At 40.7% G+C, this 22108-nt stretch carries 21 protein-coding genes and 1 pseudogene; 3 read left to right on the forward strand and 19 right to left on the reverse strand.

Features of this window, described 5'->3' with window-relative positions; all coding sequences use genetic code 11:
* Positions 1-152 precede the first annotated feature (152 nt).
* From QM460_RS08645 to QM460_RS08670, 6 genes are all read right to left on the reverse strand, one after another.
* On the reverse strand, positions 153-1343 hold the full coding sequence (locus tag QM460_RS08645; protein WP_414289843.1) for an acetate kinase: 1191 nt from the start codon (positions 1341-1343) through the stop codon (positions 153-155).
* A 49-nt stretch (positions 1344-1392) separates the two neighbouring features.
* Entirely contained in the window at positions 1393-2346 is a 954-nt protein-coding gene (locus tag QM460_RS08650) for a class I SAM-dependent methyltransferase (protein WP_414289844.1), read from the reverse strand.
* Positions 2347-2444: 98 nt separating this feature from the next.
* Positions 2445-4052 carry a CTP synthase gene (locus QM460_RS08655; protein ID WP_414289845.1) on the reverse strand — a complete coding sequence of 536 codons (1608 nt, stop codon included), beginning with the start codon at positions 4050-4052 and terminating at the stop codon, positions 2445-2447.
* A 318-nt stretch (positions 4053-4370) separates the two neighbouring features.
* The gene (rpoE, locus tag QM460_RS08660) at positions 4371-4946 is read right to left on the reverse strand and encodes a DNA-directed RNA polymerase subunit delta (protein ID WP_049502915.1); all 576 of its coding nucleotides are present in this window, start codon (positions 4944-4946) and stop codon (positions 4371-4373) included.
* 292 nt (positions 4947-5238) lie between these two features.
* A complete protein-coding gene (locus QM460_RS08665) occupies positions 5239-6438 on the reverse strand; it encodes an ABC transporter permease (RefSeq protein WP_414289846.1) in 1200 nt (399 codons plus the stop codon).
* The gene (locus tag QM460_RS08670) at positions 6435-7328 is read right to left on the reverse strand and encodes an ABC transporter ATP-binding protein (RefSeq protein WP_045763567.1); all 894 of its coding nucleotides are present in this window, start codon (positions 7326-7328) and stop codon (positions 6435-6437) included. The genes QM460_RS08665 and QM460_RS08670 overlap by 4 nt, the downstream gene beginning before the upstream one ends.
* A 328-nt stretch (positions 7329-7656) precedes the next feature.
* Between QM460_RS08670 and QM460_RS08675 the strand changes: the two genes are divergently transcribed.
* Positions 7657-8562 carry an alpha/beta fold hydrolase gene (locus tag QM460_RS08675; RefSeq protein ID WP_414289847.1) on the forward strand — a complete coding sequence of 302 codons (906 nt, stop codon included), beginning with the start codon at positions 7657-7659 and terminating at the stop codon, positions 8560-8562.
* Positions 8563-8682: 120 nt separating this feature from the next.
* Here the strand turns inward: QM460_RS08675 and pheT are convergent, their stop codons facing one another.
* From pheT to QM460_RS08735, 12 genes are all read right to left on the reverse strand, one after another.
* On the reverse strand, positions 8683-11088 hold the full coding sequence (gene pheT / locus QM460_RS08680) for a phenylalanine--tRNA ligase subunit beta (RefSeq protein WP_414289848.1): 2406 nt from the start codon (positions 11086-11088) through the stop codon (positions 8683-8685).
* Between the two features lie 77 nt (positions 11089-11165).
* On the reverse strand, positions 11166-11675 hold the full coding sequence (locus QM460_RS08685) for an N-acetyltransferase family protein (protein WP_414289849.1): 510 nt from the start codon (positions 11673-11675) through the stop codon (positions 11166-11168).
* Positions 11675-12721 (reverse strand): phenylalanine--tRNA ligase subunit alpha, encoded by a 1047-nt coding sequence (pheS, locus tag QM460_RS08690; RefSeq protein WP_414289850.1) that lies wholly within the window; start codon positions 12719-12721, stop codon positions 11675-11677. Before pheS ends, QM460_RS08685 begins: the two co-directional genes overlap by 1 nt.
* Positions 12722-12997: 276 nt before the next feature.
* The gene (gene ldcB / locus QM460_RS08695; protein WP_414289851.1) at positions 12998-13714 is read right to left on the reverse strand and encodes an LD-carboxypeptidase LdcB/DacB; all 717 of its coding nucleotides are present in this window, start codon (positions 13712-13714) and stop codon (positions 12998-13000) included.
* An 11-nt stretch (positions 13715-13725) separates the two neighbouring features.
* On the reverse strand, positions 13726-14187 hold the full coding sequence (locus QM460_RS08700; RefSeq protein ID WP_414289852.1) for an HIT family protein: 462 nt from the start codon (positions 14185-14187) through the stop codon (positions 13726-13728).
* Position 14188: 1 nt separating this feature from the next.
* Positions 14189-15226: a M42 family metallopeptidase gene (locus QM460_RS08705; RefSeq protein ID WP_414289853.1), complete on the reverse strand. Its 1038-nt coding sequence runs from the start codon at positions 15224-15226 to the stop codon at positions 14189-14191.
* A 97-nt stretch (positions 15227-15323) separates the two neighbouring features.
* Positions 15324-16649 carry a branched-chain amino acid transport system II carrier protein gene (brnQ, locus tag QM460_RS08710; protein WP_414289854.1) on the reverse strand — a complete coding sequence of 442 codons (1326 nt, stop codon included), beginning with the start codon at positions 16647-16649 and terminating at the stop codon, positions 15324-15326.
* Between the two features lie 162 nt (positions 16650-16811).
* Positions 16812-17093: a rhodanese-like domain-containing protein gene (locus tag QM460_RS08715; protein ID WP_414289855.1), complete on the reverse strand. Its 282-nt coding sequence runs from the start codon at positions 17091-17093 to the stop codon at positions 16812-16814.
* A complete protein-coding gene (locus QM460_RS08720; protein ID WP_371620468.1) occupies positions 17090-17680 on the reverse strand; it encodes a uracil-DNA glycosylase family protein in 591 nt (196 codons plus the stop codon). Before QM460_RS08720 ends, QM460_RS08715 begins: the two co-directional genes overlap by 4 nt.
* A gap of 50 nt (positions 17681-17730) precedes the next feature.
* Positions 17731-19131 (reverse strand): dipeptidase PepV, encoded by a 1401-nt coding sequence (gene pepV, locus QM460_RS08725; RefSeq protein ID WP_414289856.1) that lies wholly within the window; start codon positions 19129-19131, stop codon positions 17731-17733.
* 9 nt (positions 19132-19140) lie between these two features.
* The gene (locus tag QM460_RS08730) at positions 19141-19746 is read right to left on the reverse strand and encodes a nitroreductase family protein (protein ID WP_414289857.1); all 606 of its coding nucleotides are present in this window, start codon (positions 19744-19746) and stop codon (positions 19141-19143) included.
* 195 nt (positions 19747-19941) lie between these two features.
* Positions 19942-20442 (reverse strand): hypothetical protein, encoded by a 501-nt coding sequence (locus QM460_RS08735; protein WP_045763578.1) that lies wholly within the window; start codon positions 20440-20442, stop codon positions 19942-19944.
* A gap of 140 nt (positions 20443-20582) precedes the next feature.
* Between QM460_RS08735 and QM460_RS08740 the strand changes: the two are divergent.
* Positions 20583-20804 (forward strand): annotated as a pseudogene (locus QM460_RS08740) (amino acid ABC transporter substrate-binding protein); the annotation flags it as partial.
* Positions 20805-20868: 64 nt separating this feature from the next.
* Here the strand turns inward: QM460_RS08740 and QM460_RS08745 are convergent.
* Positions 20869-21702 carry a metallophosphoesterase family protein gene (locus tag QM460_RS08745; protein ID WP_414289858.1) on the reverse strand — a complete coding sequence of 278 codons (834 nt, stop codon included), beginning with the start codon at positions 21700-21702 and terminating at the stop codon, positions 20869-20871.
* A gap of 208 nt (positions 21703-21910) precedes the next feature.
* Between QM460_RS08745 and QM460_RS08750 the strand changes: the two genes are divergently transcribed.
* Entirely contained in the window at positions 21911-22105 is a 195-nt protein-coding gene (locus QM460_RS08750; RefSeq protein WP_001082470.1) for a helix-turn-helix transcriptional regulator, read from the forward strand.
* Positions 22106-22108 lie beyond the last annotated feature (3 nt).

Here is a 22108-nt window from a genome sequence, read left to right on the forward strand (position 1 = left end):
ATATGATTCTTTCTAATGATGGTTTGGTCGCTTTTCATTATAGATCTTATGGGACTTTTTTTCTACACAAAAATAGGCTCCATAAGATCCATAGGGGATTTACCCACTACAAATATTATAGAGCCTATAATTGAAGGTCGATTTTTGATCTGTTATTTTTTCAAACGTTCAACGTCACGCGCAATGACCAATTCTTCATCCGTTGGAATTACCAGTACACGTACACTTGCTGTATCTGTCGAAATATCTCCGGTTGCACCAAAGACATTTTTCTCTGGATCTACATCGCAACCAAACCAAGAAATCCCTGAAATAACATCTTCACGTACATTAGTAGAATTTTCACCGATACCTGCTGTGAAAATAATAGCATCTGCTCCATTTAGGACTGCAAGGTATTGACCAATATGTTTTTGGATACGGTCAACATACATTTCATAAGCCAAAGTAGCATCGTGATCTCCTGCATCCATAGCAGCAATTACATCACGCATATCACTAGACTTACCTGAAACACCCATCAAACCTGACTCACGATTGAGGATACGACTGATGTCCTCAGGCTTGTTAAAGTCCTCTGTATATTGCATTAAATAAGGAATGATGGCTGGGTCAATATCCCCTGTACGAGTTCCCATCATTACACCACCAAGTGGAGTGAATCCCATTGAAGTATCAACAGATTTCCCACCCTTAACAGCTGTAATAGAAGCACCATTACCGATGTGACAAGTGATTAACTTCAACTCTTCAAGTGGACGACCCAAGAGTTTTGCTGCTTCTTGAGCAACGTACTGATGGCTAGTTCCATGGGCTCCGTACTTACGAACCTTGTTTTCTGTGTAATATTTTGTTGGTAGAGGATAGCGATAAGCTTTCTCTGGCATTGTTGTATGGAAGGAAGTATCAAAAACAACGACACTCGTAATATCTGGCAACAATTCTTTGAAGGCACGAATACCCGCAGCATTCGCAGGATTGTGCAATGGGGCAAGAAGACCTAACTCTTCAACTTTTTCAATTACATCACCTTCCACGACTGTAGACTCTTTGAAGTACTCTCCACCTGCAACGACACGGTGTCCAACACCAGTAATTTCATCATAAGATTTAATAATATCAAAACGAATCAAGTCATCAAGCAAAATCTTAACTGCCAAAGTATGGTTGTCAATGTCAAGGACTTGTTGTTCTGAACGACCATCAAATTTAACTGTAGAAATAGAATCTTTCAATCCAATTCGCTCAATCAACCCTTTTGCTAATACTTTTTCTTCTGGCATTTGGTAAAGTTGCCATTTCAAGCTAGAACTTCCAGCGTTAATTGCAATGGTTTTTGTCATAATGTTTCCCCTTTTTTAAGCGTTTTCAACTATTATATCAAAATTTATACTAGATTTCATGTTCTTGACACCAATTTTGAAAATTTTCCTTAAATTCCAACAAAATTTCAGGATCCCGAAGGCTAGTAAGTGGATAAACAAAGGGCTCTGTCCCTTCTCCCACCTTCTTTTGCAAAACAAAAATGGTCTTAGACTGGGCTCCTTGAGCGAAGAGATCCTCTGGTAAAGCTATGATAGCGACTAGTTGAGCTTGATCAGTCAGCCAGGATTTCAAGAGATCACTCTGAGGACTCGTCAAAAGATCTGTTGGAGCAAGGAAAATAGCATAGCCTCCCGTCTTAAGATACTTGAGAGATTGCTCCATTAATAGATGATGAGCGTAAGTATGTTCATCCTTTGCTGCCACTTGGTAACGTGAGGCAATCTGATCGTCTGGGTAGTAGCCAATCGGGAGATCGCTCACGATAATATCACTTTCTTTTAATACTTGTGGACGTACTGCATCTCCTTGGACAAAGCCCATTTGCAGATCCATAATTTCTGCCATACTTGCAGCCAAATCGATTAAGAGGTCATCTAGTTCAATCCCAAGGTAATCTACCTTTTTGTTCATGGACGTTAAGAAGCTAGCACCCAGAATTCCCATCCCAGACCCCAACTCTAATAAACTTAGATTTTCAGCAGGCCACAGTTGCTCCATCAGAAAAATCATCAAGTGACCAATGGCATCTGGTGTAAACTGGTGATTTGCTTGTAGAGGTTCTGTTTGCGCTGCCTTCATTAACAAGAATTGGTAGGTTCGTAACCACTCTTCTTTTCGAAGAGCCAGTCGTTTTAATGCTTGATTATTTTTCTTGACATCTTCCAGATTTGTCTGACCATCTAGATAGATTCCATTTTGCTCAATCAAGGCATCGTAAAAATTTGTCGTCAAATCATTTTGAATGATTTGGACATTTTCTAGTAAATAGGTATATGCTTGTTCAATTTTTTCAAAATCCATACCCTTATCTTACCAAAAATAATGTCCTTTTTCCAGATTTTCATAATTGTGAAAACAAATTAAAACCTCTGAGATGACTCTCAAAGGTTTAATCATGACTATTTACTATTTTCAACCGCTGCTGTTACAAAAGCAGTGTAGAGTTCTTCTGGGCGGTTTGGACGACTTGAAAGCTCTGGGTGGTACTGACAAGCCACAAAGAATTTGTTTTCTGGAATTTCCACAATTTCTACCAAGCGGTTGTCTGGTGAAACGCCTGAAAAGACAAAACCTGCTCCTTCAAACTGTTCACGGAAAGCATTGTTAAATTCATAACGGTGACGGTGACGACGTTGGACCACTTCTTTGTTATGATAAGCTGCCGCTGCCTTAGAACCACGTTTTAGCTTAGAAGGATAAAGTCCCAAGCGAAGGGTTCCACCCATGTCCTCAACATCAATCTGATCACGCATGATATCGATGATAGGATATTTGGTATCAGGATTTAGCTCTGCTGAATTAGCTCCTTCAAGACCTAAGACATTACGGGCAAACTCGATACAGGTCAACTGCATACCCAAGCAGACTCCCAGCATTGGTACATCATTTTCACGCGCATAGCGAATCGCTTCAATCTTACCTTCTGTTCCACGTTGACCAAAACCACCTGGCACGATGATTCCGTCAGCATCAGATAGGAGTTCTGCCACATTATCAGCTGTCACATCGTTAGCATTGACCCAATCAATCTTCACTTCTGTATCATTGGCATAACCTGAGTGTTTCAAGGCCTCTACGACAGAAATGTAGGCATCTTGCAACTCAACATACTTACCAACAAGAGCAATCTTGACTTGTTTTTTGAGGTTCATGACCTTATCAACCATAGCTGACCACTCTGTCATATCTGCTGCAGGTGCATCAATTTTCAAATGGTCACAAACGATTTGATCCATACCTTGTGCTTGCAGGTTAAGTGGGATTTGGTAAAGATGATCCACATCCAAGGACTCGATAACTGCTTCTGGTGCCACATCACAGAACTGGGCCAGTTTATTTTTAATTCCTTGTCCAGCTGGCTTTTCAGTACGGATGACTAACATATTAGGCTGGATTCCCAAACCACGCAATTCTTTGACAGAGTGTTGAGTTGGTTTTGTCTTCATTTCACCAGCTGCCTTGAGGTAAGGAAGCAAGGTCGTATGGATATACATGACATTATCTGCACCCACATCTGCCTTCATCTGACGAAGAGCTTCTAAGAATGGAAGGGACTCGATATCCCCGACTGTTCCACCAACCTCTGTAATAATGACATCAGAGTCTGTCGTAAGAGCAGCACGCTTGATTTTTTCTTTCAAAGCATCTGTAATATGAGGAATAACTTGGACAGTTGCACCAAGGTACTCTCCACGACGTTCTTTACGCAGAACTTCGCTGTAGATTTTACCAGTTGTCACATTTGAGTATTTATTGAGATTGATATCAATAAAACGTTCATAGTGACCCAAGTCCAAATCTGTCTCAGCCCCATCATCTGTTACAAAGACTTCCCCGTGCTGGTAAGGGCTCATGGTCCCTGGATCGATATTGATATAAGGGTCAAATTTTTGGATGGTTACCTTCAAACCACGATTTTTCAAGAGCCGTCCTAGACTCGCTGCAACGATCCCTTTTCCAATAGACGACACCACACCACCAGTGACAAAAATATATTTCGTAGACATAGATTCCTCTTTCTAAAATGCTCAAGGTCTTGTTCACTAACAGGGGATTGAGAAAACAAGACCTTCATCAATAACTACACCCCAAGAAGCAAAGCTTCCTGGAAAAACAAAAATAGCTCCCTAATAACTAGGGAGCTCCGACCTCTAAAAGAGGTGCCCGAACAATATATTACCTCAAAATGAACCATTTGTCAAATAGAACAAATCGTTGACTTGGCGCATTCCAGCTTACAAAACTAACTCAGACTAATACAAAAAAAGCTGGACTAGGAAATCGAGACTTGATAGACCGATTCCAGCTCCAACTCCTTTTTATTTTTATTCTTCCTCTTCTTCAGAGTCTTCGTCGTCTTCTTCATTAAGATCGACTTCTTCATCTAGATCATCTGGGGCGATTTCATTGATTTCAGCATCGTAGGCTTCCACTTCATTCTTCTCATCATCTGGATTTTCATCATCATAAGAAAGAGCTGGATCTTCTTCGTAGGCGTCTTCATCCTCTGGATCATCTGCACTGTAATCAATAGCATCTGTATCACCATCCATAAAGGCGTTGACACGTTTTTTCTTAGCCTTAGGTGCTACTTCTTCATCATCACTTTCTTCAAGAGCAATGATTTCCTCATCGATTTCATCCACTCCATACCAGGAACGAAGGCCCCATTTGTTATCTCCAAGAGAGATAAAGCTACCGTCAAAGTTCAATTCTGTATAGAACAAAGGCAAAGCTTCACGAATATCGCTATTAGAGGTACCGAGATAGTTTTGGATTTCATTAACCAAATCACTAAAATGCATTTCGTGATCACGACCACGGAGTTCCAAGATGGCACGAGCCACCTCAATCATAGATAGTTCACTTTTTTCTTGCCCAGCAAATACTTCTAATTCCAAAGCGTTTCTCCTCATTTTTTACTACTAACGTCAGAGTGGATAAACTCTGATCTCATTTTATCATGTACTCTTTATTGTACGATAATTTTGCCTAATAGTCAAAGGTTTAGGAGAAATAAATGTGAAATATTTCAGCTAATTAATACTCAATGAAAATCAAAGAGCAAACTAGGAAACTAGCCACAGGCTGCTCAAAACACTGTTTTGAGGTTGCAGATGGATGCTGACGTGGTTTGAAGAGATTTTCGAAGAGTATAAAAGACCTGGGAGATACACTCACAGGTCCGATACTTTATTTATAACTTAAAGCTCGTTTAAAGGTTTTCCAGATCCCCAAATCATCTGTTTGAAGGACCAAACTAGCATACATGCGTCCGATAAAGATGGTTGCAGTCACCGCAAAAGCAATCGTAATCATAAGTGAAATCCAAGCTTCCAAACCATTTGCATAGCCATTGATAGCTCTAAAAGGCATAAAGAAGGTCGAAATGAAAGGAATATAAGAACCGATTTTCAAAATCAAATTGTCTCCTGCAGCTCCTAGTGCAGTAACGCCAACAAAACCAGCTATTATTAAAATCATCAACGGAGACAAGGCCTTTCCTGCATCTTCGGGACGAGAAACCATGGAACCTAAGAAGGCTGCCAAGACTACATACATGAAGAGACTGACTAAGATAAATAATAAGGTGTTAAGCGAGAAGGCCTCTCCCAAGTGATTTAGAATACCTGAATTAGCCAAGATAGGCATATCCTTAAAGAATAAGATAGCTCCAAGACCACCAACGACATAAATACCAATATGAGTCAAAATCACAAGAAGTAAGGCAATCATGCGTGCGTAGAAATAATGGCTAGCACGAATGCTTGAGAAGACCACTTCCATGATTTTGGTTCCTTTCTCGCTGGCTACTTCTTGAGCAGTGACACTAGCGTAAGTAATCAAAATCATATAGAGGAAGAAACCCAGTCCTGCAGCCGCAAAGGTTTGAACCAACTTTTTATTTTCCTTGGCTTCATCAATCTGTTCTGTAAATTGAACCGTTTGAGCCAAGCGTTTTTCCTGTTCCTGAGACAAATTTGCTTCTGAACGGTTGAGTTGGGATTGGAGTTCATTCAACTTAGCGGTCACTGCTAACTTAATGCCACTCTCTAGTGAAGTTTCACCATGATAGACTGCCTTGAGGACACTGTTCTCCTGGTCAATAGTTAGATAGCCTTTTATTTTTTCATCCTTGATGGCTTCTTGGGCACTCGCTTCATCCTTATAGTCAAAGTTAAGACCATTGGTCGATTTAAGTTCTTCTGTAACAAGAGGAACAGAGCTAACTACTGCTACCTTGCTATTTTGAGCCAAGGAAGAACCTTGGAGAACACCAATTCCTCCAGATAGACCTAAAAAGAGGAAAGGCGAAATCACCATAAAGAAGAAACTCCACGACTTGACATGTCTTAGATAGGTTTCTTTGATTACAACCCACATATTTCTCATACTTCCACCCCTGATTCTAATTTAAAGATTTCATCGATTGTTGGAGCTTGTTGGTCAAAAGTCGCGATATATTGACCTTGAGTCAAGATTGGGAAGAGTTCTCTACCTGCACTTTCATCATCTAAAATCAACTTCCAACTACCTTGCTTGGTCAAGCTAACCTGTTTAACATGAGGAAGACTCTCCAGTTCTTCCTTGCTTCGTTCACTTGAAACAAAAAGTCGTGTTTTCCCGTATTGATTGCGAACCTCTTGAACCGGTCCATGCAAGACGACACGCCCATCACGAATCATCAGGATATCATCACAAAGTTCTTCGACATTGGTCATGACATGGTCAGAAAAGATAATAGTCGCGCCACGTTCTTTTTCTTTCAAGATAACCCGCTTAAGGAGTTCGGTATTGACTGGATCCAAGCCACTAAAAGGCTCATCTAGGATAATCAAATCTGGTTCATGAATCAAAGTGATAATCAACTGAATCTTCTGTTGATTTCCTTTTGAGAGACTTTTGATCTTATCCGTCAGTTTCCCCTTGACTTCCAGTTTTTCCATCCATTGAGGGAGTTTTTCTTTGATTTCCTTAGCGTCCATGCCTTTTAGAGTCGCCAAGTAACGAACTTGTTCAAGGACTGTCAATTTAGGCATAAGACTGCGTTCTTCAGGTAGATAACCAATGCGAGCATAGGTCTCCTGACGAATGTCTTGACCATCAAGCTCAATCTCCCCTTGATAGTCTAAAAATTTCAAAATACTGTGAAAAATAGTTGTTTTCCCAGCTCCATTTTTCCCGACTAGTCCCAAAATACGCCCTGGTCGTGCTTGAAAGTCAACACCAAACAAAACTTGCTTAGGCCCAAAACTTTTCTCTAGATTTCTTACTTCGAGCATCATCCACCTCCGAAATTTATTGCACTCATTATACTCCTTTTTGATAGCATTTACAATGATTTATGTACATTTTTAAATCATGACTTTTAAGAAGGGAGTTTACTGGATAGGAACTTTATTAGCTTATCACAAAGCATTTTAATTCTCCAGATTTTAAGTGATAAATTTATTATACTCATCTCTTGATAAATCCGTTGACTATATCCTCAAATGTCCATTTTCAGTCCTGAATTGTTCCTACCAATCTTCATCATCCTGCCTAGCTTATCGTGCTATTTTATGGTATATTTCTGATAGACTATAGATTATCATCGGCAAGGAATCTGATATGAAAAAAAGACTTAAACTCGAACCAAACAACAATAACTTAATCATTTGGGAAGCTGAACAGCCAAAAGCCGTTCTTCAGCTTGTACATGGAATGGTAGAGTACGTGGAACGATATGAAGAATTTGCTCTAGCCATGAATAAAGAAGGCTTTACTGTTATCGGTCATGATCATCTCGGCCATGGTTATACCTCTCAAAATCCAAGTCAACTCGGAGTCTTTCCTGAATCTCCCGAGGAACTCATCGATGATATTGAAAGAGTGACCTCTTTTATTCAAGAAAGCTATCCAGAACTTCCAATCATCCTTCTAGGGCATTCTATGGGTTCTCTTATGTGTCGCTATTATGTAGCTAAACGAAAACCGCCTATCAATGCCTTGATTATCATGGCGACTGGTCAACAACCTCAGTTTCTAACTCGATTTGCTCTCATCCTAACAGAATGCATCCGACTTATAAAAGGGAATAAACACCGTAGTAAACTTCTAACCTACCTGTCCACTGACAGTTTTAACCGTAGTATTAAAAATCCTAAAACATCTGTAGATTGGCTTTCAAAAAATGAAGAATCTAACCAAGCTTATCTGAAGGATCCATTCTGTCAATTCATCCCTACTATTCCCATGTACAGATCCATTTTTTACTTCTCTAATCAAGTAGCTAGTAAGCAGGTAATCGATGAGATTCCAGCTCAACTCCCCATTCTCGTTATTTCAGGACAAGAAGACCCTCTGGGAGAAAATGGTAAAGGTATAGAAAGATTTGTAAAACTCCTAAAGGCTTCACATTCGAAAGTAAGCGTCCGAGTAGTTGAAGAGGCTCGTCACGAAATTCTGAACGAAATCAATCGACAAGATACTTACCACTTCTTAGCTGATTGGATGACAAAAAATATGGATGTCTGATCATCTTGTAACAGTAATAAAAAAGGAGTTGTTTCCCCGTCAATTTAATTCAATCATCAGGCTAAAGCTTGATGATTTTTTGTACTAAAAAATCCATCCCTAGGGATGGATTATAGACTGTTAACGCACTTCTGCATTCACTTTTTCTTCAAGTGATGCTTGAATTTTTTCCATGTAGCGTGCGACTTCTTCATCAGTCAAGCTATCTTCTGGATTTTGGAAGGTCAAGCTATAAGCCATTGACTTCATACCGAGTCCTAGTTTTTCACCTGAGAAGACATCAAAGAGTTTGATAGCTGTCAAACGTTTCACGCCTGCAGATTTGATGGCATCAACCACATCTTGGTGAGTCACTTCTGCTTTGAGGAGAAGAGCGATATCACGGCTGACTGCTGGGAATTTCGTGATTTCCACAAATGGAGCTGCTGGTTGAAGGGCTTTCTCGATAGCTGAAAGGTTGAGCTCTGCTACATAAGTTTCTGGAATATCGTAAGCCTTAGCTGTAACAGGATGTACTTGACCGAGGAAACCAAGGACTTGGTCACCGAGTGAAATCAAGGCTGTACGTCCTGGGTGAAGGCTAGCGATTTCAGAGGTTGCTGTATAAGTCACTTCAAGACCCAAGCGAGCAAAGAGAGCTTCCAAAATTCCCTTGGCATAGAAGAAGTCAACAGGAACTGCTGCTGTTTGGAAGTCTTTTTCAGCAACTAAGCCAGTCAAGGCAAGGGCAAAGCTATTGATTTCATTTGGCAATTCTTCTTTTGGATTACCTGTTTGTTCAAAGACTTTTCCAATCTCATAAAGAGCCAAGTCTTTATTCTTACGCGCTACGTTGTATGCTACGGTATCCAAAATACCCGAAACCATATTTTGACGGAGAACAGAACGGTCCACAGTCATTGGCCACATCAATTCTGTCAAATGACTTGGCTGAATCGTAAACTCGACCGCTTTTTCAGGAGTTGTAAGAGCGTAGGTGATGATTTCCGTTAATCCAGCACCTTCAGCAATGGTACGAACTTGACGTCGGAGTTTTTGTGTCGCAGTCAATTCACCAGCTGTTCCATCATCTTTTGGAAGACTAGTTGGCAAGCGATCATAGCCATAGATACGAGCGATTTCTTCAAAGAGGTCAGCTTCAATAGTAATATCCCAACGACGACGAGGGACGCTCACAGTAAAGGAATCAGCATTTCCAGAAAGGCCAAATCCAAGACGACGGAAGACATCTTCTACATCAGCGTAGGAAAGCTCTGTACCGAGGACACGGTTGACGTCAGCAAGAGTTGAAGAAACTTCTACATCTGAAGTATCCAACTGTCCTGCTGAAACGATACCCTTCCGCACTGTAGCACCAGCCAATTCAACAATCATGCTTGCTGCCGCATCAAGGGCTTCATTAACGGTTGCCACATTGATGCCTTTTTCAAAGCGTGAAGATGATTCAGAGCGTAGGTTGAGGCGACCACTTGTCTTACGGATAGATTTGCCATTGAAAACAGCTGCTTCAAGAACGACACGAGTAGACTTTTCAGAGATTTCTGTAGCCTGACCACCCATGACACCTGCAAGGGCTACTGGTTTATCAGCAACAGTAATCACTAAATCAGTTGTTTCCAACTCACGCTCTTCACCGTCCAAGGTCACCAATTTCTCACCAGCACGCGCTTCACGCACACGAATCTCGCTTCCTTCAAAGGTATCCAAGTCAAAGGCATGCATAGGCTGGCCAAAGTAGAGGAGGATATAGTTAGTCACGTCGACCACATTATTGAGCGGACGGATACCTTCATTCATGAGAAGGTTTTGCAACCATTGTGGACTTGGTGCGATGGTCACATTGTCCAAGATACGAGCTGCATAATAAGGTGACTTATCTGTGTCAATACTAACAGAAAGAGCATCCGCTGCAGCTTGGTCTGTTTCTGTTAAACTGAATTCCTTAAAGTTGACTGCCTTGTCATAGATAGCAGCTACTTCGTGCGCTACCCCACGCATAGAAAGAGCGTCTGCACGGTTTGGAGTGATGGAAAGTTCGATAATTTCATCATCCAAATCTAAATAAGAGAAGACTTCATCCCCAGGAACAGCATCTTGAGGCAAGATTTGGATTCCGTCAGCAAATTCTTTCGGTACAACAGAATCAGAAATGCCCAATTCACCAAGGGAACAGATCATTCCGAGAGATTCCAAACCACGGATTTTCCCTTTTTTGATCTTGTAGTTGTCCGCGATACGAGCACCTGGGAGAGCTACCATGACCTTGATACCAGCACGCACATTTGGTGCTCCACAGACGATTTGACGGGCTTCTTCTTCACCCACATTGACTTGGCAGACATGCAAGTGTGTTTCTGGCACATCTTCACAAGACAAAACTTCTCCGACGACAATTTTTGAGAGACCAGCAGCAGGTGATTCTACACCTTCTACTTCGATCCCTGTGGTTGACATTTTTTCAGCCAACTCTTGTGATGGCACATCAATGTCCACCAATTCTTTTAACCATTTGTATGATACTAACATAATTTAGTTTCCCAGAATGACCGTTGCCACTCTAGTTTTTTTCCTTTCCTATCATTTCATATAGAAGAATTATCTTCTTACCTTAATTTCTTTTTCAGTAACCAATCCGTATCTACCTTTTGCCCAACCATAAAACTATGTTGGCTAAATTTTTCAAAACCATATCGATTATAAAATGCTTGAGCTTTTGTATTATGCTCCCAAACACCTAGCCAAGCCCAGGAAAAATCATTGTTTTCGGCAAGTTCCAAAGCGAATTCAAATAGTTGCTTACCAAGTCCAAATCCTTGGTATGTTTGTAGCACATAGAGGCGTTGAATTTCAAAGGCGTTCTCTAATTCTCTATCGGTTTGAGCATTCCCCCAGTTGACTTTGAGAAAACCAGCTATCTCCTCTTCATGCAAAATGAAATAGGTCGCTGATTCAGGATTTTCCAACTCAGCTGACAAAACTCTCAGACTATAAGCCTCTTCAAAGTATTCCTGTAACTGCTCTTCCGTATTATCATGAGCAAATGTTTCACGAAAGGTTTGTTTGGCAATCTGGGACAACACCCCAACATCTGCCTTTTCTACTTTTCTAATCATTATTTAAACTGTTCTGAGAAGCGAACATCTCCTTGGTAGAATCCACGGATATCGTTGATTCCGTAACGAAGCATAGCTACACGTTCTTGTCCAAGACCAAAGGCAAAACCAGAGTAAACAGTCGCATCGATACCACTCATCTCAAGGACACGTGGGTGAACCATACCGGCACCCATAATCTCGATCCAACCAGTTTTCTTACATACATTACAGCCGTCTCCTCCACACTTGAAGCATGAAACGTCAACTTCAACAGATGGCTCTGTGAATGGGAAGTAAGATGGGCGCAAACGAATTTGACGCTCTTCGCCAAACATTTTTTGTACAATCAACTGAAGAGTTCCTTGAAGATCGGCCATAGAGATGTTTTTCCCAACAACCAAGCCTTCGATTTGGTGGAATTGGTGACTGTGGGTTGAATCGTCCGTATCACGACGGAATACACGCCCTGGCGAGATCATTTTCAAAGGACCTTTAGAGAAGTCATGAGCATCCATCGCACGCGCCTGAACTGGAGACGTGTGGGTACGGAGCAAGATTTCTTCTGTGATGTAGAAAGTGTCCTGCATATCACGAGCTGGGTGATCTTTTGGAAGGTTCATACGTTCAAAGTTGTAGTAGTCTTGCTCCACTTCAAAACCATCCACGACTTGGTAACCCATACCGATGAAAATATCTTCGATTTCTTCACTAGTTTGTGTAAGGACGTGACGGTGTCCAGTCGCAACTGGACGACCTGGAAGCGTCACATCGATGCTTTCACTTGCTAATTGAGCTTCCACTTTCTTTTCTTCCAAGAGCTTCGCTGTTTCTTCAAAGGCAGCTGTTAGGACGTCACGAGCCTCATTGACGTGTTTTCCGATAACAGGGCGCATTTCAGCTGATACATCCTTCATCCCTTTGAGGATTTCAGTCAATGAACCTTTTTTACCAAGGACAGAGACACGCAATTCTTGCATTTCTTTTTCATTTTCAGCAGTAATCTGCTTCAAGCTAGCTAGCGTTTCTTCACGAAGCGCTTTTAATTGTTCTTCAATAGTTGACATAATTCCTCCATCAGTCTCTCGTAGATAAAAAGAAAACCACATGCCAAAAACTCCACTCGGAGCGTTGACACGCGGTACCATCCGTTTTCATCTGACAAGTCAGACCTTTATTTCTGAATCCATAGGCAAGTGAATTCACCCAGCTTTCATATAGAGAGCTTTCAGTCATGGCTCTCCTCCCTGATATACTTCCCCTGAGATACTAGTCTTGCAGATTCCTATTTAATTATTATTCATTTTATCAAATTTTAAGTAATCTTGCAAGATGTTTTGCGACTAATCAACATAGTCTCCACCTTCAAAGCCGTAATACTCTTCCAAACTGAGGCCACTTGCTGCAATTTCTTTGGCTTCTTTGCCAACATAGCGAAGGTGCCATTCCTCAGCCATATAACCCGTCTCCTTTTCCTTACCTTTTAGATAACGAACAACAAAGCCATAGTCTGCAGCATGGTCCAATAGCCATTGGGCTGCCTTTTCTTCAGTGACTAGGTCTCCATTTGTTCCAACCAGATCAAAAGCTAATCCAGTTTGGTGTTCACTATAACCAGGTCTTGCAGAATAGCGGTCAGCTTCAGCCTTGCCATCTTTATTTACATAGTTTTGATAAAGCTGAGTTTGAGTTTCATAACTTCTAAAACCACTATAGTGATCACTAATTGGGAAGCCTGCTTGTTGCATAGCTGCAATGAGTTTTAACAGTTCTGCCTTTGCGGTAGGATTTTCTCCAGGATTGTAATCTTTTGACATAGGATAATGCTTATTAGCCACAACAATCTCATCGTACTTGCCTTGAATGCTGTAGTGATCTCCTTTGTTAACCACTTCTGCTTTCTTTTGACTAGCTTCCTGAGACTTACTTCCCGCAGTTCCTTCTTGTACAGTTGATTGCTCTGCAGAAGACTTGGCCTCTGTAGTTGTTGATTTTTCTTGTGAACAAGCTGCCAATGTCAAGGCTAATAATCCTGATAAGATAAGGTATCTTTTTTTCATCTGTTATCCTTTCATTTAATCATCTGGTTTAAAGTCTCAGATAATCTTGCAATCAAGTCTTCTAATTTACTTCCCTTAACCTGATATTCTTCAGCAATCATTTCTTCCCATGGAACCCACCAGACTGGACCACGTCCATTAAGACCGTGTCCCTTCATATCACCCTCTCGTCTAGGGAAAATATGCCAGTGGACATGGGCGTCTCCATTTCCCAACAACTCTATATTCATCTTTTCAGCAGAAAAAGCTTTAGAAACAGCTTCCTGCACCAGACTCATTTCCTCTAAAAATTGAAGTCTGACACTTGGACCTAGATGATGTAGTTCTGTGACATGTTCCTTGGCTAAGAATAGAGTGTAACCTTCAAAATACTGGTGGTCACCAATGACAACATATCCTGTTTCCAGTTCTTTTACAAAGTAGGGATTGTCACCAGACTTGATGAGTTCAATTCGATCACAAATCAAGCACATCTCATTCCACCAACTCACTCTTGAGATAGGCATCAACCATACGCTCAGTAGCAACTACAGAGTCAATATGAGTACGCTCATAAGAATGGCTTGACTCAATACCTGCTCCTAGAAGAGCGTGCTTAACTTCTGCACCTGCAGACATAGCTGCCGAAGCATCCGAACCGTAAAATGGATAGATGTCTAGTTTGAATGGAATATCTTGCTCTTTTGCTAGAGCTACCAAGTGTTGGCGGAATTCATAGTGATAAGGACCTGAAGCATCCTTGACACAGATAGACACTGTGTACTCGTCTGTCTGCTGGTCATCTCCCATTGCTCCCATATCCACTGCAAGATACTCAACAACTTGACTAGGGATGCTTGAGTTAGCACCGTGCCCCACTTCTTCAAAGACTGAAAAGGCAAAATGCGTAGTAACAGGAAGTTCAATCCCTTTTTCTTTGTAGACTTTGAGGAGATTAAGGAGAATAGCTGCGCTGACCTTGTCATCCAAATGACGAGACTTGATAAAGCCTGTCTCAGTCACGACAGTTCGAGGGTCAAAGCTGATAAAGTCACCAACCTCGATACCGAGTGCGCGCGTTTCTTTTTCATTGGTTACTTTTTCATCCAAACGAACTTCCATATTGTCCTGTGTGCGTTCAGCAGTTCCAGCATCTTTATAAACGTGACAAGAAGTTTGGTGGATCAAAATCGTACCTGATACAGTTTTACCTGTGCTAGCTACATGAACCGTACAGTTTTCACCTTCAATCATGTTCCAAGGATAACCACCGATACGGTCCATCTTGAGACGACCATCTGGTTTAACAGCGCGAACGATAGCTCCCAAGGTATCCACATGGGCAGTTACATAGCGTTGCTGCTCATTATTTTTACCTTTAACAGTAACGTTAACTCCACCTTTAGCAGTACGGACAGGTTGATAGCCTAGTTTTTCAAGCGTCTCAACTAAATAATTCGTAATTTCACGCGTAAAACCTGTTGGTGACGCAATAGCGGTTAGTTCTTTGATATATTCTACAGTTTGATTCATTTTTTCACCTCTTTTGCTACCTATTATAACACATTTATCATCGGATAAAAAAAGAAAATCACTCCTGTAGACTTAGCTACAAAAGTGATTTTAGTGATTATTCCATTTCAAAAGCTTCACTTTCTTGTTTATTTGGAAGAACAAGAGAAAGTAGAATACCGATAATCGCTGGTACCAACCATGGCAGAGAAGCCTCCGCAAATGGTAGAGCGTTAACGATATTTGCAAGGACCTCAACTTTAAAAGTAGAGCCTAAAACACTTGCAATAGCAATGGCTGTAACAATACCAACAGTTAATTGCATTCCTGGTTTAGAAAGAGCAACAAACTTGTTCACAATCACAATCATGACAATGGCAATCGTAATTGGGTACAAAATAACGAGAACTGGTACAGAGTACTTAATTATAGCACTCAAACCAAGATTTGCAATAGCAAAACCAATCAAGGTAAAGACTGTCGCATAAACCTTGTAGCTGACTTGTGGGAAACGTCCATTAAAGAACTCGGCAGTTGATACAATCAACCCTACAGTCGTTGTAAAGCAAGTAACGGTTACCATAGCCGCAAGGAAAAGCTGAGCAGTAGAACCAAAGATTTCTTGAGTCGCTTGAGACAAGATATAAACTCCAGGAGTTCCACTCTTCATTGCTTCTTCTGTTACTGGGAAATGATTGCCCAAGAAACCTAGACCGATGTAAAGAGCACTAAATCCGAGTGCTACAACAATTCCAACTACCCAAATGGTTGAAATGTACTCTTTCTTACTTGAAAAACCAAGTTGTTTCAAGGTTTGAACGGCAATAACACTGAAGGCAACCGATGCAAGCGCATCAAGTGTATTGTATCCTTCAAGGAAACCTGCGCCAAAGGCTGATGCTTGATAAGCTCCTGACGCTACTTGTGGTGCGTTCCCACCATACTTGAAAGCTCCAAGGATAACCAGAATAACAATTAAGATAGCAAAAACTGGAGTCAAGATTCGACCGATACGATCCAAGATTTTTGAAGGATTAAGGGCGATTAAATAGGCTGCAACAAAGTAGAGAATGGTAAAGACAATCAAACCTAAACCCTTATCTGCTTCAGCTAGAAGGGGACTAATACCGACCTCAAACGATGTTGTTGCTGTACGTGGAATGGCAAAGAATGGACCAATCGACAAGTACAAAACTGCAAGATAAATCGTCGCAAACCATGGAGAAATTTTCTTAGAAATTTCATAGATATAGCCCTTCGGATTGAGGGTCCCAATGATCAAGGTTAGGACGGCAATCCCAACACCCGAAAATACAAATCCTGCAATGGCAGGAAGGAAGTTTTCTCCAGACTGCGCGCCCAGAGTTGGAGGGAAAATCAAGTTACCTGCTCCAAAAAATATTCCAAACAGGAGTAATCCTGTTAAAGCACCTTTTTTAGCCATAAACTCTCCTTATTAAAAATAAAATACTTTCTTAGTATAACATGATTAAAGGCTAGAAAAGGCTGTCACGAAATAATTCTAAAATGTTTTCAATTTTCCGAATTTTAGAGCAAATAAATTCCCCTTGAAACTTTTTTATTTTGGTCTCAAAGGGAGTTTTTCTTATTCTAAGGCATCCATGCCACCTTGGACATTGATGACCTCATAGCCTTGTTCTGTTAAAAATTGACAAGCGCGTGCCGAACGGATACCTGACTTACAGATCACATAGTAAGGCTGAGTTTTATCTAGTTGTTCATAAGTATCAGCCAGTTGACTGAGAGGGAAATTCCGAGCACCTTCTAAATGAAGAGCCTCAAATTCCTCTACTTCTCTAACGTCCAATACAGAAAGTGAGCTATTCTGGTAAAGTTGGTAAAAATCGTTAAAAGTAATTTCTTTCATTTTTCTTCTCCGAGAATTTTTTGTATTCTATCTTTCAAGTCAGGCACCACTTCTGCCTCAAACCAAGGATTTTTTTTCATCCAAATTTGATTACGGGGTGATGGGTGTACAAGAGGGAAATAATCAGGCAAATAATCCTTGAACCGATGCACACGGTCTGTCACCTTACCACTAACTTTCTCATGTAGATAGTAGGCTTGGGCATACTGCCCAATCAAGAGTGTTAATTGAATATCTGGTAACTCCTTCAAGAGTTTTGGATGCCATTTTTCTGCAAAACCTGGACGAGGTGGCAGGTCACCCGATTTCCCATGACCTGGAAAGTAGAAATCCATGGGCATGACTGCAAAGTAACCTGAGTTATAAAAGGTGTCTTCATCCACACCCAACCATTCTCGCAAGCGGTCCCCACTTTTATCCTTCCAGTATAGCCCTGCTTCCTGGGTTTTGAGACCTGGCGCCTGCCCAATGATATTGATACGAGCTGTTTTTGGTGCTGCAAAGAGTGGCTCGATGCCTTGCTCAGTATAGCTGGCATTCTGTGGATCCTCTATGATAGCTTGCTTGATTCTTTCGATTTGAGACATTTTCTCCTCCAAAAAGAAGTCTAAGCATTAAATCTCAGACTTCTATAGCATTATTTGATCAATTCGTAAATAGCTTCAGCGTAGATGGCTGCTGCACGGAAAAGATCATCCAAGGCGATAAATTCGTTGGCTTGGTGCATGGTATCGATAGAATCTGGGAACATAGCACCGTAGGCTACACCACGCTCTAACAAACGTCCAAAGGTTCCACCACCGATGACTTGTTCATGACCTTTAAGTCCAGTTTGTTTTTCATAAACATTCAACAAGGTTTGAACGAGTGGATCTTCCATTGGCACATAGTGAGGAGTGTGACCATGCTCAGAAAGGCTAACTGAAGCAACTGGCAAGTTTTCAAGAACTGACTTGATTTGCTCTGGGCTTGTTCCTTTTGGATAACGGAAGTTAAGGGCAATAGTATTGTCAGCACTTGATTCGTCGAAGCGGAAAACACCCGCATTCATAGAAAGGGCACCCATCTTTTCGTCCACATGAGCTACTTTCAAGTTCTTCCCTTCGTGGTCATTCAAGAGAATCTTACCAGCAATATCGAGGTAGTCTTTTGCAGGTCCTTCAAAAGCAAATTGGCTGAGGAAGAGAGCAAGGTAAGTCGCACCATTGACACCTGAAGCAGGCATAGCACCATGAGCTGATTTACCAATTACAGTCACCTTGTACTGACCGTTCTCTTCTTGGATGTCTCCTCTGAGTTTGTGCTCTGCAACAAAGGCATCTAGTTTAGCTTGCAAGTCATCCAAGTCACCTGAAACGACTGCTGTTGCTGATTCAGGAACCATGTTTTCACGCAAACCACCTGTGAAGCTGTGAAGACGAGCTGCACCAGTATTTTCACCGGCAAAGTGAAGGTATTCTGTGATGTTTCCTTTTTCACCATTGATAATAGGGAATTCAGCATCTGGAGAGAAACCAAAGTCTGGCTTCGCAAGTCCTACATGCTCAAAGTAGTAGTCCATGTCTGCCCAACCTGATTCTTCATCAGTTCCAACGATAAAACGAACTTTCTTAGAAGTTGGAAGTCCCAATTCTTTGATGATTTTCAAACCATAGTAACAAGCTGTAGTTGGTCCCTTATCGTCAGAAGCACCACGCGCATAGAGACGACCATCTTTGATAGTTGGTGTGTAAGGTTCAGTGTCCCAACCGCTACCCGCTGGCACTACGTCCATGTGGGCAAAGATTCCAAGAACTTCTTCTCCTTCACCAAACTCGAAATGTCCAGCATAGTTGTCAACATTTTTTGTTGGGTAGCCATCACGGTCAGCGATTTCAAGGAATTTCTCCAAAGCTTTTACTGGCCCAGGTCCAAATGGATGTTGAGCATCTACCTTGCTGTCATCACGTTCTGAGTTGATTTCCAAAAGGCTAAACAAGTCAGCCAAGAGGGCTTCTTTACGTTTTTCTACTTCTGCTGTAAAATCAATAACTGTCATTTTTACTTCCTATCTTTTTTCGATAATTTCATCTACTGGCAAGCGGTAGCTTGGTTCTAACTTCTCATCTGTGTATCCCACTGTGATCAAGAGTTCTGGACGGAAGCGTTCTTCGATTTCCAAAACTTCATTGACTTTTGATTTATCAAAACCAAGGATAATGTTTGATCCGATTCCTTGGTCAGTCAATGCAAGGACCAAGTTCATAGCTACAAGCCCAGCATTAAGAGCCAAGTAGTCACTGACTTGTTGTTCGTTGTAACGCGCAAATTCTGCTGGAAGATTTTTCATAAAATATTGAAGCTGCTCTTCTGAGAAATTATTGGCACCACCAATACGAGCAATCTTGCGGGCGCGTTTGGCTAAGTCTGTATCTGTAAACAAGGCAATGGTTACAGGTGCAGATGCTACTTGCTCAAAGTTTGAACCGTAAGCCAATTTTGCTAGTTCAGCATTTCTTTCACGAACCACGACAAATTTCCAAGGTTGACTGTTGTGAGCGCTTGGTGCCAAGGTTGCGATTTCGATAGCTGTACGAACATCCTTCGGATCGACAGGTTTATCAATAAAATGCTTGATCGCATGACTTTTTTTATTTAACTCAAGAAATTTCATAATTGATTTCCTTTTCTATTTCTATTGCTTCCATTTTACCACATTCTGAAAGAGCTTGCAGAGATTTTTCATAATGTAGAGATCTTTATTCCAACTCTTAATCAGGAATTACATACTTTTCGATTTAGTTGCTAGCTATAGTAAAAATTTTTTGCATAAGAAAAAGTAGACGATTACTCGCCTACTTTACTCATATTATTGCGCTGAAACAATTTTACTTGCAGACTCAATCGCTTGTTTCATAGCATCACGTGCAGTCTTCAATTGTTGAAGGAAAACAGTGCGTGCTTCTTCTGGCATTTCTGTATCATCAGAACCAGCGCTTGACAATCCATCATTAAATGCCTTTCTTGAAGTTTCTAGTGAGTTAAGAGCAGGTTCCACTTGTTGTTTAAAAGCATCTTTTTGAGCTTCTGGAACTTTGTCACCGATTTCTTCAACATATTTCTTATAGCTGTCAATCAACTTACCAAAAAGAGTTTTCATATCTCCAATTGTTTTAGCGTTGTCGATTTCTTCATCTGTTAAAAGAGTAACTTCAGATGTGTTTGTCTTTGAGTTATCTGTTTTTGATGAAGCAGATGTTTGTTCAGTCGAGCTTGAAGCTTTACTTGCAGAATCAGAAGATTTATTTCCACAAGCTGCTAAAGTTGCAACTGATAAGAGCACAAGGCCCACAGTAAGAAGTTTTTTCATGACTATCTCCTTTAAATAGTTTTATGATACCTATATTTTAAAATAAAATAATTTCATTGTCAAACATTTACCGAATTATTGAAGCTAAAAAGATCTTTGAGTTCGCTATTTTTAAAATCTATATTAAATCTATCGAAAATGTTAAAAAAATTATCCAAGACCGAGGTTTAGACTTGAACGTAGTTGACTTGGAAAGCAATGACAATCCAAACAATTACATCATCTTTTCAAGTGACCAAAAAGAATTTAAAGACCAATTTGACAAGATCCTCAAAGAACTCTACCAAGATGGAACCCTTGAAAAACTCAGCAAAACCTATCTCGGTGGTTCTTACCTACCAGATCAATCTCAATTACAATAAGATATATTAAAAACGATTGGCTAGTCCAATCGTTTTATTTAGTATCTGTTCGTTAAAGCAACTCTTACAAAAAATCAAAATAATTCTTCACATCCTCTACATAGCCATGCTTTTCAATTAAACTAGCTAAGAGTTCTAGATTATGCCCCCGATAGTTGCCTTCTCGACGTAGTTCTTCATACATTTCGATAAAAGGAAGTCCTTTTCCCTTGGCTGATTCTAGCTCTGCTTCATAATCATAGGCAACCTTACGAAATTGGATATTGACCAATTCACCATTTTCAACTTCAAGCAAGGCATACTGGGCTCGGTGATTTTTCAGCCCTTCCCAATTAAAATAAGGCATACCAATCGAACCTGGATTGATGATTTGTTGCCCTTGGCTACCATAACGAAGCAACTGCTTGTGAACATGTCCATAGACCGCCACGTCCGTTTCCTCATCTAGCAGTTTATCAAAGTTATCTGTGTTATTTCCAACAGACAAGTCACCACCATAGTTCTTATCAGGCAAATTATGTGAAAGAGAAAAGCGCAGTCCATCAACTTCTTTCTTTTCTAACAAAGGCAAGCTTCGTAGCCAGGTAATCGTTGCAGGATCCATTCGCTCCATTAAAAACTGGGTCAATCGCATAAGCTGGATTTCTTGGGGATCTTCTAGATCATATTGCCCATCTAAAACCTCCAACACACAATCATCCCAGTTGCCTCGAACGGATGCTGTAATGGGAAGGTCTTTCAAAAGATCCACCAAGTCAGTTGCTCCCGGCCCAGGAAGAAAAATATCTCCCAGAAGCCAATATTCAGTCGCTCCCAAATTTTTAGCGTCCTCAAGCACTCCAGCTAAAGCCGTAGTGTTGCCATGAATGTCTGATAAAATTGCAATCTTATGGTTCATTTTCTGCCCTTTCTTTATTGGATAGCATTCAGGGTATCCAAATCACTCTTATTTTTCTTCATTATAGCATAAAATCGCTAGAAGATTTTCACATAGAAATATTATCAGCAAGATTCTTTTAAAAATATGTCAAAAATAGTTGACATTATGTTCTTAAAAGAATATACTATAGTCAAATATATGTGACATAAACTAAAAAGGAGGAATCATGAATCGCGTAAAAGAATTCCGCAAGGAACTGGGCATATCCCAGCTTGAGCTCGCCAAGGATATCGGTGTCTCTAGGCAAACTATCAACATGATTGAGAACGACAAGTACAATCCTACCCTGGAACTTTGTCTCAATCTCGCTCGAAGCCTCCAAACTGACCTCAACAGTCTCTTTTGGGAGGACGATTTTTAAAAA

This window comes from Streptococcus infantis (assembly GCF_047464415.1).
GTDB classification, from domain to species: Bacteria; Bacillota; Bacilli; order Lactobacillales; family Streptococcaceae; genus Streptococcus; species Streptococcus infantis_AE.

Bases quoted from the DNA above. Each gene is read 5' to 3' on its own strand.
- QM460_RS08750 (WP_001082470.1), top strand. From the start codon at position 21,911: ATGAATCGCGTAAAAGAATTCCGCAAGGAACTGGGCATATCCCAGCTT.
- ldcB (WP_414289851.1), bottom strand. From the start codon at position 13,714: ATGAAAAAAAGATACCTTATCTTATCAGGATTATTAGCCTTGACATTG.
- QM460_RS08675 (WP_414289847.1), top strand. From the start codon at position 7,657: ATGAAAAAAAGACTTAAACTCGAACCAAACAACAATAACTTAATCATT.
- QM460_RS08670 (WP_045763567.1), bottom strand. From the start codon at position 7,328: ATGCTCGAAGTAAGAAATCTAGAGAAAAGTTTTGGGCCTAAGCAAGTT.
- QM460_RS08720 (WP_371620468.1), bottom strand. From the start codon at position 17,680: ATGTCTCAAATCGAAAGAATCAAGCAAGCTATCATAGAGGATCCACAG.
- QM460_RS08730 (WP_414289857.1), bottom strand. From the start codon at position 19,746: ATGAAATTTCTTGAGTTAAATAAAAAAAGTCATGCGATCAAGCATTTT.
- QM460_RS08715 (WP_414289855.1), bottom strand. From the start codon at position 17,093: ATGAAAGAAATTACTTTTAACGATTTTTACCAACTTTACCAGAATAGC.
- QM460_RS08745 (WP_414289858.1), bottom strand. From the start codon at position 21,702: ATGAACCATAAGATTGCAATTTTATCAGACATTCATGGCAACACTACG.
- QM460_RS08685 (WP_414289849.1), bottom strand. From the start codon at position 11,675: ATGATTAGAAAAGTAGAAAAGGCAGATGTTGGGGTGTTGTCCCAGATT.
- QM460_RS08665 (WP_414289846.1), bottom strand. From the start codon at position 6,438: ATGAGAAATATGTGGGTTGTAATCAAAGAAACCTATCTAAGACATGTC.
- pheS (WP_414289850.1), bottom strand. From the start codon at position 12,721: ATGTCAACTATTGAAGAACAATTAAAAGCGCTTCGTGAAGAAACGCTA.
- pepV (WP_414289856.1), bottom strand. From the start codon at position 19,131: ATGACAGTTATTGATTTTACAGCAGAAGTAGAAAAACGTAAAGAAGCC.
- QM460_RS08650 (WP_414289844.1), bottom strand. From the start codon at position 2,346: ATGGATTTTGAAAAAATTGAACAAGCATATACCTATTTACTAGAAAAT.
- pheT (WP_414289848.1), bottom strand. From the start codon at position 11,088: ATGTTAGTATCATACAAATGGTTAAAAGAATTGGTGGACATTGATGTG.
- QM460_RS08700 (WP_414289852.1), bottom strand. From the start codon at position 14,187: ATGTGCTTGATTTGTGATCGAATTGAACTCATCAAGTCTGGTGACAAT.
- QM460_RS08735 (WP_045763578.1), bottom strand. From the start codon at position 20,442: ATGAAAAAACTTCTTACTGTGGGCCTTGTGCTCTTATCAGTTGCAACT.
- QM460_RS08645 (WP_414289843.1), bottom strand. From the start codon at position 1,343: ATGACAAAAACCATTGCAATTAACGCTGGAAGTTCTAGCTTGAAATGG.
- QM460_RS08655 (WP_414289845.1), bottom strand. From the start codon at position 4,052: ATGTCTACGAAATATATTTTTGTCACTGGTGGTGTGGTGTCGTCTATT.
- QM460_RS08705 (WP_414289853.1), bottom strand. From the start codon at position 15,226: ATGAATCAAACTGTAGAATATATCAAAGAACTAACCGCTATTGCGTCA.
- brnQ (WP_414289854.1), bottom strand. From the start codon at position 16,649: ATGGCTAAAAAAGGTGCTTTAACAGGATTACTCCTGTTTGGAATATTT.